The organism is Photobacterium sp. R1 (assembly GCF_054600795.1).
In genome coordinates this window covers 64,916-80,324 of sequence record NZ_BAAHZP010000009.1, presented here as the reverse complement: position 1 = coordinate 80,324, position 15,409 = coordinate 64,916, and the positions used below count along the sequence as shown (strand labels likewise).

The following is a 15,409-nucleotide window of genomic DNA, read 5'->3' as shown; positions in this document are numbered from 1 at the left end:
TCAATAAATCAATCGGGTGCATAAGACTCAAACTGTCACAGTTATCGACGCCTTTTCTGTTCATAATCAGTCGGTCAAAGGAATAAACAGTATGTGATGGAGGCTGTCATGGTGACTGCAATTCTTGTCGCGGGAATCATTCAAAGTATCGTTCTTGGTATTTTTTTAGTGAAGAAAAGCAGGGAGCAGGGATCGTTTTGGCTGCTGGCCGTGATTCATCTGTGTTTTGCAATCGATTTGAGTCTGTTGCTGGCATGGCATGAACATTGGCTGACATCGCGCCTGAATATGATGTGGCCCGTGCTCTATCCGGTACTCTTTTTACTTTTTATCCGCCAGTGTATTACCGGAAAATCAGTCACACGACGGGATGGCATTCATTTCGTTCCGCTCGTTGTTATGAGTCTGCTGTGTGCGGATTTGCTCTGGTCACCGGCTGAAATCCAGCCGGTGATGCGACATTATCTGGCAGCCGGGCTGCTGGTGGTGTTTTATCTGGGTTACAGCGCGGCAGGCATGCGACTGATCTGGCGATATCATTCGCAGCAAATGTTGTTTCAGGCTCAGTTGTCACCAGCTAATCTGGTGGTGCTTTGGGGAATCAGCTTCAGCCTGTTACTGGCAGTCGCGATGGTGGTGCCTCAGGCCAGTGTGAATACGCAATTGCCGCTGCCGCATCTGGCGATATCGCTGGTGCTTTTTGTCATCACCTGTTGTCTGCTGATTCATCCTGGTCTGCTTCAGTTTGAGGTTATGGCCGGCCCCGATCTGGATAAATCAGAAGCACAGCCTGATGCATTGATGCAGGCAATCAGTCACGACATTCTGGCAATTATGGATGAACGGCAATATTTCCTGAATGCGGATATCAGCCTGTCATCACTGGCGCAGGAACTGGGCGTGAAACCTTATTTGCTGACCCAGGCGATCAATCAGGTTCTGGGCGTCAAATTTTATGATCTGGTGAATGAGCGGCGAATTACGCATGTGTGTGAATTGCTGTTAAAACGACCGTCCAGACCGGTGCTGGAAATGGCTTTTGAAGCCGGTTTTAATTCGAAATCAACCTTTAATGCGGCGTTTAAGAAGTATCAGCAATGCACACCATCGCAGTATAAAGCTCGGATTCAAAGTCCGAATTAGCGAATTCGGACGTCTGATTCATCCAATCGGACGCTTTTTACAGGGTTCTTCTTATTCTGGAGTTTCTGAATAAGGAGATGACCATGAAACCCAAATTACTTTTCCGAACTTGTATGATCGTCGTTTTATGGGGACTGGCGGGGTGTCATTCAGATGACAACACGACAGAGAAAACACCGGAAGAAAATCAGGGGAAAAACGCTGCGGCACATGTGTATCCGGCGCCGGGCGGCCCATATCGGGTTGGCGTGAAAGCCTTCGATTTACTGGATGCCGGACCTGATGGGATGAGTCCGGTTCCTGAGACAACACGCCGTCTGCCTGTAAAAGTGTTTTACCCGACACAAGAGAACTCGGGTCAGTATCAGGGATATTTTGATTCGTGGGGACATCAGATTAGTTATCTGGAACGTGTTCGTCCCGAAGATAAACCCATTCATCCCAATCAATTTGAGTTAAGCAGTATCCTGTCCTGGTCACGGGCGAATGCACAAATCGCGCCCCCCGAGTCGGGTACGGGCTGGCCGGTTCTGATCTATTCTCATGGTGCGTTTTTATTTGAAGTGGATAATACCGAATTGCTCGAAGACCTTGCCAGCCGGGGTTATGTTGTCGTGTCTATCAACCATACATATATATCCGGGATTGCCAGTTTCCAGGATGGCAGCGCGATCAGCGCTTATGTGCCAGAAGACTCGGATGATGTAGACACGGATAAGGGCTTTGCCTATTTTGATCAGGTGATCGCGCCGCAAATTATTCATGATGTTTTTTATGTTTATCAGTGGCTGACGTGGCATCCGGAATTATTTGACTATCAGCTGGATGACACCCGGATAGGCACGCTGGGCTACAGTCTGGGCGGGTCGGCAGCGATGAACAGTTGTGCGCAAATCGCAGCCTGTGTTGCCAGTGCAAATATGGATGGCTTGTTGCTGGGGAAGGTGCGCGAACAGCCACTCAATAAACCATTATTGCTCATGCAAACGCCAGAGCAGACGTTAGCTGAGGCGTTTGCTGATAACGGCCACGAGACCTATCTGCTGACCATCGCCCATACGACCCACAGTGATTTTATGGATCAGAACCGCTGGGTTGTTGGTTATCCGTCAGGAATTGATATTGACCAAATGCACCAGATCAAGAAGCAGAGTATGGCGACATTTTTTGGTCATTATCTGAAAGACACCGATCTGGTCTGGCCGGAACATGAAGCGCTGACACTCGAGGTGAAATAACCGGTACTGAATGACTGAATGACTGAATGACTGAATGACTGGATGCAACAGAATTCATTTGCATTTCAAAATTGAGTCTGATAGAAAAACAACATGATGAAGATCAAATTAATTTCTCCACTGGCGAAGCCAGTTCAACAAACCACCACCACCGAAACCAGCAGGTTGTTCGGGGGGTAGGCACGACACAAGATTTTTCAAACCCTCTGAGCGATTCGCCAGAGGGTTTTTTTATTGTTATATCCCCCGCGTTTCGCTCAGAGTTTCACAAACCTGAAGAAGGAAAGAAACTCATGAAATCACATCGCGAAATTGCAGAACAACTTGACCTGTTTCATTCTGAACCACAAGGTCCGGGTATGATCTTCTGGCATCCGAACGGCTGGCGTTTATTTCAAAGCATTCAGGATCACATCCGGAATCTTTATCAATCCCATGGGTTTCAGGAAGTGCGGACACCTCAGTTTCTGAAAAAGGATTTGTGGCAGACTTCTGGTCACTTGTCGATGTTTGGCGAGAATATGTTTTTCGGCGGTGATCAGGAAAATGAGCTGGATTATGCTCTGAAACCGATGTCCTGTCCGGCGCACATTTTGCTGTTCAAACGCGGGGTACACAGCTATCGCGATCTGCCGGTGAAGTTGTTTGAGTTCGGACTGGTTCACCGGAATGAATCGTCCGGCTCGCTGAATGGTTGTCTGCGTCTGCGGCAGTTTACTCAGGATGATGCGCATGTGTTCTGTGCCTGGTCGCAGGCCAAAGATGAGGTCTGCCAATTTCTGAAACGCGCCCAGCTCGTCTACAGCCAGTATGGGTATCAGCAGTTATCCGTCAAAATCTCCACTCGGCCGGAAGCGGCATTGGGCCATGAAGCGCTGTGGCAACAGGCAGAACAAATTCTGATGGAGGGCTGTCAGGCTCAATCACTGGATTATGAATTACAGGTGGGTGAAGGCGCATTCTATGGTCCCAAGATTGAACTGGCTTTGACAGATAATGTTGGCCGGGAATGGCAATGCGGCACAATTCAGCTCGACTTTAATCTGCCCGAACGGTTCGATATTGCTTACGCAAATGCTGAAGGTGAAAGAGAACGCCCGGTAATTCTCCATCAGGCTATGTACGGCTCTATTGAACGCTGGCTTGGCATGTTGCTGGAAGTGACTCAGGGCGCATTGCCGGAATGGATTCATCCGGTGCCGGTCGCACTGGCGACAGTCGGTGAAATTGCAGATGAATATGCAGGTTCGCTGGTGGCGCTGATTGAATCTGCGGGTCTGCACGTCATCGCTGATCACAGTCACAACAGTGTTGCCCGTAAGATTAAACGATTTCATAAGATGAAAATCCCCAACATTCTGATTGTCGGAGAAAAGGAAATCGAGACAGCACAAGTCGCGCTTCGGCGTGGTAAAAAAGTGACAGCGATAGAGACATCTAAGTTAGTGGAAGCACTGTTGGCTTTCCAGAAAACTGCTTGAATGACTGAAAGTGTCCGGATACGCAGACTCAACAGATAAGCGTCTGTTCCATTTCAGAAGTGCTGCTGAAAAGGGACCTTGTCTGGTAAAAGCTGTGAAAATGGATGTTTCACAATGATATCCAAGTATCTGGCGGATACTTGGATATTCGTGAACAGAGTATTGGCTTGCTATGCTGATGTGTTGCGTTGTGGGTCGAGGGATGCGATTGGCTGTCATTCAGCGTAAAATGAGGCGTTTTTATGATTGTAATCAGTGCAGGGATAAATGAAATCAGTACAAGAAAAAGAACAAGTAAAAATTTTGGCCTCATATTTTGCAGTATTTGGTGGGATATTCCTTAGTTTTTTCTATTCACTGGAAGGGTATATTGTTTTATCAGTGAGTGTTGTTTGGTGCTTATATGCTTTGAAAGTGAGTCAATTTCCTGAAAGTAAAAAATGTCTCAAGGGCATTCTGTTGTCGATATTGCTATTGGTGTGCCTGAAGGCATTAGGTGTGTTTTTCGTCTATCAAACAGAGGATTATAACTCCAGCCTGTTGTTAAGTTTGTTTTCTGATCAGGATAAGGCGGCCGGTATTCTCGCTTTTTTGGGGATAACTTTTATATTTTCCGGGAAGTTCTTACCACTATTGACGCTTTTTTATGGACTAAAAACATGGAAGTCAAATCTGTAGAAAAGAATGTCTGTAGAAAGGAATGCTTTGATTTTAAATTTCAGCTTCAATGGTTGAAAACAGCTTCGTCTTAAGTGCTGACGGACGGTTTTTCTTATTGATTGAAAGCTGTGATGGGGATTAGATTGAAAAAGCAGGCGGCTTTTCACAGGCCGCCTGTTTTGCACGGCGCGATTTATCTCACTTCATTTCCAACTTCATGCTCCCAGGGGGAATCTTCCGTGGGCGGTTCTGGTTGCGTCAAAGCAGCAATCACCGAGATGGCGCATCGTGAGCCATGCTCAACAATCAGATCCAGCGCACTGGTATACAAAAAGTTGCCGTTAGTGATTTCACCCAATGCAAAAATCTTGGGATGCGCGAATCCTCTGTGATCAAGCACCTGATAGGTTTCGTTGAGGATTTGTAACCCGCCATGAGGGTGGCTGACGGCAAGTCCAGACGCAAACATGTGATGCAATAAAGGGGAGTCCGCCTGGGTCAGATCGCGGGCATTCCCTGTGGCATACACAACAACATCTGCAGGTGAATCAGCAACTTTTGAATCAGGGCCTGTCTGATAGCTCAGTTGTCCGGATTCAACCGCTGCCAGCAATTTTTCAGCATTCTCTTTCGGGATCGAGACCCGCAATGCCATGGCGTTGGACCAGCTTTCAGCGAAGAAGCGTCGTTTGTCTTCTTCAGCCAGTTTCCGGCGGATGATATCCAGAGCGGTGTTCGCGCTGTAAAGAATCGCTTGCCAGCCCCGGGGGCCATCGGCCAGTGCAATTTCTTTTCGGAGGTAATGCCGAAAATCAGTCACTGGTGGCGTGGGAAACTGCAGCGATTCCGGTGTATCTTCATAATTTTTCCGATAGTGGCTGAGTTCGAGATGGAATAGCTGTGCCAGATGAGCAAGTGATAATGTCTCGAAGTTTTGTTCAATATAGGCTGACGATAAAAATTGATTTCGGTACGTCCCTTGTGTTCCCCGCACGCTAGGGAAAAAGCCTCCCCGTGACCGTAACTGTATTTTTCCTTTGTGACCCCGTTCTATCAGTCCAACGACGATGTCGATGGCGCTGAGTCGTGCTCCGAAGACGACAACGTTATCATGCTCATTGATGGCACGGGTTACTGAACGTACGGGATACGGACTGGAAAAGATTTTGCCTTGCTGCTGTGCGCTATCCATAACTTTTGTATGTGTGCCGCACGCCAGAATCACCGCATCACTCGGCAATTGATGTCCGCATTCTGTGGATACGATGTACCGGGTTGAATCGTCGTCAGCACAGATCGACGTGACAGATGCAGCAACGGTCACGATGAAAATATTTTTTTCTGCGGCTTGCCGGATCACACGGAAGAATCGGTCTTGCATGTAGCGACCGAACAGGGCACGCGGCGCATAGGTGGATGCATCAATGTTCAGCTCAGGAAAATCCGCCTGCCATTTTAACGGGTGAGCTTTCAGCCAGTGCATGAAGTCGCCGGGTTGTCCGGGTATGCCGGATATCAGCCCAGCCTGCGTATTGAGCAGGTTGGAATGGCTGTCCTCAGCATAGGCATTGCCAACCCCCCATACACTTTTTTTCTCCATGACAAAAATCACAACATCCTGGTTTTGAACAACACTCCAATGACGGGTAAAAGCATCAAGAAAAGCAAGTGATGATGCGCCGCCGCCCACAAGGGTTAACGTGATTCGTTTCATCATTCTATTCCTTATCATCATCAGTGGATGCAAAGATCAGGGTTCGTAAACCCAGACCCAGAGCTAAAACAACGACCGAGCACATCAGTGCGGCACGGGTTTCAAAGAACTGACTGACCAGTCCTGCCCAGAGCGATCCGGTTGCCTGAGCCAGATACATGACGATCAGATAGATCGCAATCACACGGGAGAGCATTTGCCGTGGAAAGGAAGACTGGATTTCTCCGTTCAGCAGGGTCACAGCCATACTCCAGCTCAGTCCAAATATCATGAGCGCGACAAAGATGAGCGTCAGATGACTGCTCAGCCAGATGGCTGCAATGGACGATATCATCAGGCTGTAGCACAGCCAGTAGCTGTGGTGGTTATGGCGGAATTTCAGCACAGCCGGCAAGACGACAACGGTTAAGAGTGCTCCCAGACCGGTTGCGCCCATTAAGCTGCCTTGTCCTGCTGTGCTCTGATTTAAGTGATACTTGGCAATGAAAGGCATCATTGACCAGATCACACTGCCTGCGAAGAACAGAATACAGGCATCGAATGTGCAGCGACGGAACAGGGTGGATGTGTAAATATGTTTCCAGGTATCACGGAACGAAATGAACTCTGTTTGTTCTGTCGTAGTGTTTCGCTCGTGATAAAACCCATACAAAAAGTAGGCTACCACCGCAAGCAGCATCGCCGCAGTGAGCAGATAAACCTGGAAATAGGCGAGCGCAAGTAACAGCGACCCGGCAATCGCGGGTCCGACAGCCCGGGCAATATTGAACCCCAGATTGTTGAGAACGGCTGCATGCCTGACCTGGTCTCTGGGCACAGTCAGTGCGATTCCGGCCTGTGCAACAGGCATACGGAAGACGGTTGCGACAGAAAATGCAGCGGTCACTCCAACCAGCAAGGCAGGCGAAAGCAGCCCCCACCAGGTGGCGGCTGCAAGCGTCAATGAAACCAGACCCAGGCTGAGCTGAGCGACAGTCAGGACCAGCGGCTTGCTGTACTTGTCGCCCACCTGACCTGCCAGGATGCCAAACAATAAGAAAGGCAGGGTTGCTGCGACCTGAACCAGCGAATTCACAACAGCTGAGGTCGATAAGTGCGTTAAAGCGATTGAAGACGTCGTATTTTGGATCCAAATCGCCCCGTTGCTCATGATATTCGCCACCCAGAAGTGGCGATACTGCGGATTTCTCGCAACCGCAATTAATTCAGCATGCATTGCGTGACCTCCTCAGTATTCTTTGACCAGATGAATTCGTCTGCGGCCCACTGTTCAATGGCCAGGAAAAGTTTCTCCATATTCATTTCGCTGTCGGCTTTGGCAACAACGTGTATCAGGGCGTCATTTGACATGGCCATCGCGCTGTAGTTTTTCCCTGACACTGCCCGGGATTGATACTTGACGACGTTTTCATGCCTGAACGGTGTCTGGGAACAGGCCAGCTGACCTGACTGCGGAGGAAGCTGGAAGCGTCCGCCGATCTGTACCGGAGACCGGGGGCTGGGGCAAAGCGCCTCTGATCTGAATTCGGCATGTAAATATGCCTCGACGACATTCACCCCGTAGGCCAATTCGACTTCAGTGAGGAGATCATTCCCACCCAGACGACAGGCAATTTCACACAGGGTGATCTGATTGTCTTTCCCGACAAAGCATTCGATATGGAAAAGGGAATGCCTGGGCGTCGGGAAGACGTGCTCAAGCAGATATCTGCTGAATTCAGTTAAAGGCCGATAAAGCGGGTTTGATTCAGATAGCGTGTATGAACCAAGGCATTGACCGCCGACGAAATCCATACAGTTGCCGACATATCTGGCCGGGCTGCATACCGACAGTTTTCCGTTCACGACGAGACCGTCGACGTGAAAGACTTCTCCGGTGACGTAGGGCTCAATGATCATGTCAGTCGGATCGATCTCTGAATTCACCTCAAGCCAATGCTTGTAAGAGTCGACTTTGAATGTGTGCTGGGAGCCACGTCCGGCTTTTGGCTTGACCACAATGGGGTAAGGCAATGCTTGCCAGTTGACGACGTGAATTGCATCCTGCGGCATCGCAGTGACCACGCCATACCGTGCTGCGTGTTGTTTCATCAGGATTTTGTCTCGGAACAGGATGGCTTGTTCCTGTCGCTGTCCGGGGATGCCAAGCGTTTCCCGTATTTCTGCGGCACGAAGGATGTCGCCTTCCGAAAAGGCAATGACTATGTCAATGGAAGACAGTAGATCAATGTCGGCGAGCCGTTGCAAAAGCTCCGTCGCCGAGTGGGAAAAATAATGGTCCAATTCGATGATTCGGCCAAAATGAGCTGCCAGCTCGCTCCTGTTTCCGGCAGATAACGACTCTGTGATTAAAAGACTGTCTCCATGAAAATACGCATCCCGGATACGGGGATGAATGGACAGAATAAATTTTTTACTGGATAAGATGAGCGCTGACATAATTATCCTCTTTATATGATTTTTGTTTTGGTGTTTTATTTTTAATTTTCAGAAAAATTGCAGATATATAAACCAGTAAATTTATATTTTTATGGTTCATATGACTGCATGTCGGTTGAGATACTTGCCCATTCATCTGTGAATTGGAATGATAATTCCAGAACCATATGCAACATTGCGATCATGATCCCCTTACAACACAAAATCATTGCCTTAACAACTGAACCTATCAGTAATAAAAAAGGGATTTGGACGAGTGAAAGTGCTTCAGAGGTGAAGCGTCAGTGGGTTTTTGGTGCACGGATCTGGCTGGTTAAAAAGACTGGGAGTCTTTAGCCGTGAGGTGCGGCAGATTCCTGCTTTATTGCTGTGCTTCTGCGTTGTTTGGTTGTAAATTTATTTTCAATATCATAGCTATGAAGTGACCGCCTGATATCTTGGTATTCATCAGGCATATCGTGAATGAGATCAACCCAAAACTAATTTTCAGAAAATACCGACACTGGAGGGATTAAAGTGACTGAGCTGATAGAAGGACCGGACGGAAAATTACGCTGCTCATGGTGCAGTGCCACCGAAGATTATATGGATTATCATGATCACGAATGGGGTTTTCCGGTAAGCGATGATCAGCGTCTCTTCGAAAAAATATGTCTGGAAGGGTTTCAGTCGGGTTTGAGCTGGCGAACGATTCTGACGAAACGGGAAAATTTCAGACAAGCATTTCAGCAGTTCGATTTTTACCAGGTGGCTCAGTTTTCTGAAGAAGATGTCGAGCGTTTACTTCAGAATGAAGGCATTGTCCGGCACCGGGGCAAAATTGAAGCGACTATCAATAACGCCAAATGCGCGGTGGAAATGGTGATAGAAGAGGGTTCTCTGGCAGCTTTCTTTTGGCGTTTTGAGCCTGATACGACAGGCGTGACGCCACAGTCATTGTCTGTTTCTGAAGAATCGAAAGCCCTTTCAAAAGCACTGAAAAAACGGGGGTGGAAGTTTGTCGGGCCAACGACGGTTTATGCTTTCATGCAGGCAATGGGGCTGATTAATGATCATGCTGAAAGTTGTGCATTCCGGGAAAAAGCAGAAAAGTTAAGGGCCTCATTTCAACGTCCTGCGGAATAAATGTTGTCTCCAGGTCGTGAACTGAATACAAAAAGCAGCAGGGTTATCAGCCTTGCTTCTTTTTTTAAATAAAGATAGGTCACGGTTCCCATTTATTCTGTCCTGTTTCAGGAAAGACACATTTTTGATGGATGACTCAAGGTAATTATCATTATTGTCAATTACATGATAGTGGTACTTATCCGTCACTTAAAGAATAAAAATAAAACCATACTTTTCATATGAGATTTTACCTCCCATCTATTTCCTATGCGCGGAAATAACGGAACATCTGAATCCGGGTGTATTCCGCAGTTGACAGAATTTTTCCGGAGGCAAACATGCAAATCGATGGCCATCACGCGATGACATATGTTGTCGCCCGTTATGCAGGTTTAAATCATCACCAAGCATCTGTTGTGGCTTACTGTGCTCAGTATGTTGATGAAGCAACAAATGAAAATCCTATCTATTTTGAAAATGGTGCGATGTTTGATCGCATTGTGTCAGCACACAAGATGCTGGATTACCGGAACACGGTTAAACTCTCGAACCACATGGTCTGGATTCCTTTTCATTTTTTGCCCGGAAACCATGGAAATGAAGCGGGTCACCCGCCTGAAGGCCGTTTTATCAATCGGCTGATTTGTATGCCGGACAGTCCGGTGGCAAGAGATATGCTGAGAATGGTGGCGACACACTGGCATAAGCCTTATGCGTTGCACATGCTGGGGATTGCCATGCATGTTTACGCCGATACTTTTGCCCATCAGGGTTTTGCCGGTGTGGTTCACGATATTAATCGCGTTGAATCCATTGAGTCGGCGCAATATATGAGTTTAGCGGAACGGATCCGGAATGACGTTCTTCGGCATGGTATTTCCTCTGCGTCACCTCTGGGGCATGGCGCTGCGTTGTCTTTTCCGGATCGTCCGTATGCAAGCTGGATTTATGTGAACGGAACCGGCGAAACCGTGGTGCGCGACAATACAGAAATCTTTGTACAGGCGGCTGATGCCATGTGTAAAGCGATACAGTGCTATCTCGCACAGGATCATGCTGTGAAGATTGATCAGCAGCCGGGGCTGACGGCACAACAGCGAAATCTCATTGAAAGTGCGCTGCGTACCTTTGATGACGAGGATGGTGAACGGCGGCACGAACAATGGCTGCAACATATTGCGACCGGCGATTTTGGGTTTGCGCCTGAAGTGCTGACGTTTCACAAAACAGGTCCGGAGAGCTGGAAAGAAAAAGCAAGAGGGCCGGCAATCGTGCGGGATGGGAAACCGTACTACAAGTATTCAGAGTCGTTTTTCTCTTCAGACTGGAAATTTTTCCATGATGCGCTGAAAACCTACCGGTTAGAACTGATTCGGGATGTTTTACCTGCCTATGGCATTTGTGTGGCATAACTGCAGGGTCGCCGTCCCGAAATTTGATGTTGATTGTTGTGAAGTGGATGAAAGGAATGGAAAAAAGGACGAAAGGGGCCAGTGTGTTGCATCTGGCAAGTCGGGTTGTCCTGCCCGGATTGATATTGGTCATCAGTGGATGTGCTTCACATGAGTCAGTGAAGCTGGTCAGTGAATATGCAGAGCAGTCGGCTCAGGTACAGACTGCACTTTTGGGAGTCTATGAACGAACGGAACAATCGAGAGTGGACTCTGTGCTGGCGGGCGCCGTCAGAGACGGCGTGACAGGCAATGATCTGGATATCAAACAAATCGATAATTCAGGTCAGATTCAGGCGTTAAAGCATCTTCTGGTGTTCACGCAAAGTATCAATGCGCTGGCTTCAGATGAGGCCAGCACGGCTCTCAATGAGCAGGCAGAGAAGCTGAATACTGCGTTAGTCTCTTTGTCTGAATATCCGCAGGTACAAGGTGTCAGTCAGGAGCAGATTGAGCTGGCGTCACTCAGTGCCAATGCACTTGGTAGGGCCTATACAGAAAGTGCGCGTTACGAAGCTTTAAAGCGCCTGATGAAAGCATCGGAACCCGTTATCCAGAATACGATCGGTGTGCTGCGCAGTGATCTTCCGGCGTGGAAACAGGCGACCCGGACATCTCTGCAGAAAGAGCTGCGGATTCGTCTGTATTTACTGAACAATCCGAACCGGTGTGAACAGAGTACCGATCTGCGCTGTGTAACCTTTAGCGATTCTCTGGAAGAGCGCATGGAAGGGTATCGAAAAGCCTACCGGATTAAGCAGCAATTATTGCATCTCGATGCTGAGTTCATTCAGCTGGATAAAGCTCTGGCGGCGGTCCAGAAGCTCAACACCGCGGTTGTTGACTCCCTGGAATCTGACAATGACCTGTCACTGTCGGCCGCAAAAAAAGCCATTCAATCCACCAAAGTTCAGGTTGATGCGATCAAAGCATTTCAAAAGAGCCTTAAGGAAGCATCATGAGTCTTCACGCAGAAGCGTATAAAGAGTTAGACGCAACCTATCGTCTGATACAGAACTATCTTGATTCGACGATGCTGACGCCGGATCAGGAATCATTAATCTTGCAGTGTGAAGCGTACGGTGAACAGATTTACCGCTACAACCGGGCACTCATCGAGAAACAATCTGCTTTGCTGGATTCCCGTGAAGAGGATGTTCAGTCGTTGCTCATGCTGGCGAAGGCTGCCCGGAAGTCGTTAGAAGAGGTGACTGAGCACGCCGAAACGGTAGCCAAAATTGCACGTGGTTTAGATAAGTTACTTAAACAACTGGCAAAATTTGTTTAGCTGTAATGGCTATAAGCGGCATGAGACAAACAGCGAGGTGTTCAGCCTTGCTGTTTGGTTTGGGCGCTTTTTGCTGCAATGAAATGAGCGGCACACTGGCGGGCCTGTGCTAAAATCTGCGCCTTGAAAAGCGACTGCGGTTGTGATGTCCGAGTGGGGTCACGCTGTGTTGTAAGGAATTATCAGGTGCAGAGAAGGAGAATTTGTCATGTTTGGTATCGAGAACTTGTGGTTGTTTGTGGTCTCCGGTTTGTTACTGAATATGATTCCCGGGCCGGACTCACTGTTGATTGCAGGACGTGCAGCAACGCAGGGATTCAAAGCGGGATCTGCCGCTGCATTAGGAATCGGCACTGGGACGCTGATTCACATTGTTGCCGCAGCGTTGGGTTTATCGGCTTTGTTAGCCACGTCAGCAACGGCATTTACCCTCGTCAAAGTGCTGGGTGGCGCATACCTGATTTATATGGCAATCAGTATGCTCAGAAGCCGTGGTGAGACGGAGCAGGCGGAGGTGATTCAAAAACCGAAGGCCTCACTGAAACGAATCTACACTCAGGGATTGATCACCAATCTGTTCAATCCGAAAATCGCAGTTTTCTTTCTCGCATTCATGCCGCAATTCATCTCTGCATCCAGCGATAACAAGGCGTTGGCGTTTATCGTTCTAGGACTGATTTTTAACTTCAACGGCATGTTATGGTGTCACTTCATTGCCTGGGTTTCAGCCTCTATCAGTCATAAATTGACGGTGAATCTTTCCGTGAAGAAGTGGTTGTCCCGCTTTACCGCGACGCTGTTTGGTGTGTTTGGGGTCCGGTTGCTGGTTGCTTCGCAGGGCTAAAAGGAACGCCGTCTTATCCTCGTTCTGCCTTAGCCCGGTTTTGTTGTGTTCTGCTGAATAAAACCGGGCATTTAATCTCTCTTCTCTCTCTTTTCATTTTCTCTCGTTTTCATCAATTGCTTCATTCTGAGAAGAAATCACCAGACGTATTTCTGTAGTTTGATGCCATACATCGGTATATGAATGTTCGGCTCTTTACTCTCAGAATGATCCCGAATGAATCACTGATGATTGGCCTTGACCTGTCTAAAGCTTCATAGTTTAAAGTGCGCGCATCAAACAGAGGATGACCCATGTATCGGATATCTGAATTGGCTGAAATTGTTGGGTTAAGCCGTTCAACATTGTTGTATTACGAAAAAATTGGATTGATCACCTCAAAGAGACAGGCGAATGGATATCGCCAATATACAGAGCTTGATGTTCAGAAACTCAGATTGCTCCTTCAGTTGCAGAGCGGTGGGCTGACACTCAAAGAGTGTCAGGATTGTATGGAAGCAAAAATTGACCGGAAGCAGCTGACGCAGAGATTGAACGCACTTGATGCTGAAATCATGCAAAAGGAGAAAGCCAGAGCATTGCTGGCTGCTTTACTGGGAATGGGTTCAATGCGGGCGTGGCATCAGACACTTGAGAGTCAGGCACCAGAAGCTCACCTGAATTGGCTGATGAAGCAAGGGTTTAGCGAAAAACAGGCGCTTCGCTTGAAATGGTTATCTAAAGATATGAACGCACATGAAGAGTATATGGCTGAATTTGAAAAAATTTTTGAAGGGCTTGAGCGCTTGGGGCCAGGAAGCGATGCCGATACCCAAAGGGCTTTGACGCTGCTGCCGAGTCTTTCTGGTGAGCTTCTTGAAGTTGGTTGCGGAAAAGGCGTGGCAACTGCTGTGATTCAAAAACACAGTCAGTTTGCGATTACGGTGCTGGATAACGATGAATATTGTCTCAGCTGTCTGAAAGAAAACTTTGCCAGTCATAGAGAATCCGGAAATGTAAAAACTGTCTGTGCAAGTATGACTGATATGCCGTTTTCTCAGCATCAGTTTGATGTGATTTGGTCAGAAGGAAGTGCATATATTATGGGTGTTCAGCAAGCAATTGAACAATGGAAGCATTTCTTAAAACCACATGGATTGATGGTATTGAGTGATTTGGTCTGGTTAACCGACTCTCCGGATGCCGAAGTGCGAACTTATTGGCAGCATCATTACCCTGATATGTCTTCAGTGGCAAATCGAATGCAAATGATGGAACAAAGCGGATTTAAATTGGTTGAAAATTATCAACTTAGTCCTGAAGCCTGGAAAAATTATCTTCAACCCTTGAAAACGAAGATCGATCAGCTTGATGAAAACACGTTTAGCTCAAATGCGTTGAATGACATTCGGGCGGAGATTGAATTTCACAACAAATATTTGAGTCAGTACGGATATCAGATATTTATTTTAGAGAGAAAGTAACACATGAATATCAGAAATGAGCACATTACAGATTTAGAAAAGATTGAAATACTCACATTGGCAGCATTTAAAAACCATCCTTCTCATGCGCCCGGCGCAGAACCCAATGAGCATTTGATTGTGAATCGGTTGAGAGCAAATAAAGTGTTGGCACTATCTTTAGTGGCTGAAGATGAAACGGGTATTATCGGGCATATTGCTTTTTCTCCGGTTTGTATTGCAGGCGAATCATCAAACTGGTTTGGATTGGCGCCTGTTTCTGTCGCTCCTGAACGACAAGGCCAGGGGATTGGCGGCAGGTTAATCGAAGCAGGTCTATCACGGTTACTGGCGCAAGGGGCTGATGGTGTTGTCTTACTGGGCGAACCCGCGTATTACCAAAGGTTTGGATTTGAATCCCATGTGAATCTGACATTACCGGGCGTACCGGCAGAATACTTCATGATTCAGCCGCTGAAAGCATGCAGTCCGATTCCTGTTGGTGAAGTTAGTTTTCATCAGTCATTCTATGGATGAAAACAGACAAGAAAAAAGCGAGGCCAATTGGCCTCGCTTCTGTTTTATTGCGAGATTCAGAACAA

General features: G+C 47.6%; 14 protein-coding genes. 11 read left to right on the top strand and 3 right to left on the bottom strand.

Annotation, left to right across the window (positions count from 1 at the left end; translation table 11 throughout):
* Positions 1-108: 108 nt before the first annotated feature.
* The 4 genes from ACYP03_RS15730 (at position 109) to ACYP03_RS15715 (ending at position 4,540) form a co-directional block, all read left to right on the top strand.
* Positions 109-1,143 carry an AraC family transcriptional regulator gene (locus ACYP03_RS15730; protein WP_248142140.1) on the top strand — a complete coding sequence of 345 codons (1,035 nt, stop codon included), beginning with the start codon at positions 109-111 and terminating at the stop codon, positions 1,141-1,143.
* Positions 1,144-1,226: 83 nt separating this feature from the next.
* On the top strand, positions 1,227-2,381 hold the full coding sequence (locus ACYP03_RS15725; protein WP_330960166.1) for an alpha/beta hydrolase: 1,155 nt from the start codon (positions 1,227-1,229) through the stop codon (positions 2,379-2,381).
* A 293-nt stretch (positions 2,382-2,674) separates the two neighbouring features.
* The gene (gene thrS, locus ACYP03_RS15720; protein WP_459780901.1) at positions 2,675-3,862 is read left to right on the top strand and encodes a threonine--tRNA ligase; all 1,188 of its coding nucleotides are present in this window, start codon (positions 2,675-2,677) and stop codon (positions 3,860-3,862) included.
* A 267-nt stretch (positions 3,863-4,129) separates the two neighbouring features.
* Positions 4,130-4,540, top strand: a complete 411-nt coding sequence (locus ACYP03_RS15715) for a hypothetical protein (RefSeq protein ID WP_459780898.1) — start codon at positions 4,130-4,132, stop codon at positions 4,538-4,540.
* Between the two features lie 175 nt (positions 4,541-4,715).
* Here the strand turns inward: ACYP03_RS15715 and ACYP03_RS15710 are convergent, their stop codons facing one another.
* The 3 genes from ACYP03_RS15710 to ACYP03_RS15700 are packed head-to-tail and all read right to left on the bottom strand — an operon-like array spanning position 4,716 to position 8,675.
* The gene (locus ACYP03_RS15710) at positions 4,716-6,236 is read right to left on the bottom strand and encodes an FAD/NAD(P)-binding protein (protein ID WP_459780896.1); all 1,521 of its coding nucleotides are present in this window, start codon (positions 6,234-6,236) and stop codon (positions 4,716-4,718) included.
* 4 nt (positions 6,237-6,240) lie between these two features.
* On the bottom strand, positions 6,241-7,452 hold the full coding sequence (locus tag ACYP03_RS15705; protein ID WP_459780895.1) for an MFS transporter: 1,212 nt from the start codon (positions 7,450-7,452) through the stop codon (positions 6,241-6,243).
* Positions 7,437-8,675 (bottom strand): ATP-grasp domain-containing protein, encoded by a 1,239-nt coding sequence (locus ACYP03_RS15700; protein WP_459780894.1) that lies wholly within the window; start codon positions 8,673-8,675, stop codon positions 7,437-7,439. Before ACYP03_RS15700 ends, ACYP03_RS15705 begins: the two co-directional genes overlap by 16 nt.
* Before the next feature lie 516 nt (positions 8,676-9,191).
* Here ACYP03_RS15700 and ACYP03_RS15695 point away from each other — a divergent pair.
* The 7 genes from ACYP03_RS15695 to ACYP03_RS15665 all read left to right on the top strand — a co-directional run bounded on the left by ACYP03_RS15695 (position 9,192) and on the right by ACYP03_RS15665 (position 15,344).
* Positions 9,192-9,800: a DNA-3-methyladenine glycosylase I gene (locus ACYP03_RS15695; protein WP_459780893.1), complete on the top strand. Its 609-nt coding sequence runs from the start codon at positions 9,192-9,194 to the stop codon at positions 9,798-9,800.
* Positions 9,801-10,120: 320 nt separating this feature from the next.
* A complete protein-coding gene (locus ACYP03_RS15690; RefSeq protein ID WP_459780891.1) occupies positions 10,121-11,194 on the top strand; it encodes a DUF6765 family protein in 1,074 nt (357 codons plus the stop codon).
* Positions 11,195-11,250: 56 nt separating this feature from the next.
* Positions 11,251-12,195, top strand: a complete 945-nt coding sequence (locus ACYP03_RS15685) for a hypothetical protein (RefSeq protein ID WP_459780889.1) — start codon at positions 11,251-11,253, stop codon at positions 12,193-12,195.
* Positions 12,192-12,521 carry a hypothetical protein gene (locus ACYP03_RS15680; protein WP_459780887.1) on the top strand — a complete coding sequence of 110 codons (330 nt, stop codon included), beginning with the start codon at positions 12,192-12,194 and terminating at the stop codon, positions 12,519-12,521. Before ACYP03_RS15685 ends, ACYP03_RS15680 begins: the two co-directional genes overlap by 4 nt.
* Positions 12,522-12,729: 208 nt before the next feature.
* Positions 12,730-13,365, top strand: coding sequence for a LysE family translocator (locus ACYP03_RS15675; protein ID WP_248142150.1), 636 nt, complete (start codon positions 12,730-12,732; stop codon positions 13,363-13,365).
* A gap of 293 nt (positions 13,366-13,658) precedes the next feature.
* A complete protein-coding gene (locus tag ACYP03_RS15670; RefSeq protein WP_459780884.1) occupies positions 13,659-14,828 on the top strand; it encodes a MerR family transcriptional regulator in 1,170 nt (389 codons plus the stop codon).
* 3 nt (positions 14,829-14,831) lie between these two features.
* Positions 14,832-15,344, top strand: coding sequence for a GNAT family N-acetyltransferase (locus ACYP03_RS15665; protein ID WP_459780882.1), 513 nt, complete (start codon positions 14,832-14,834; stop codon positions 15,342-15,344).
* Positions 15,345-15,409: the final 65 nt, after the last annotated feature.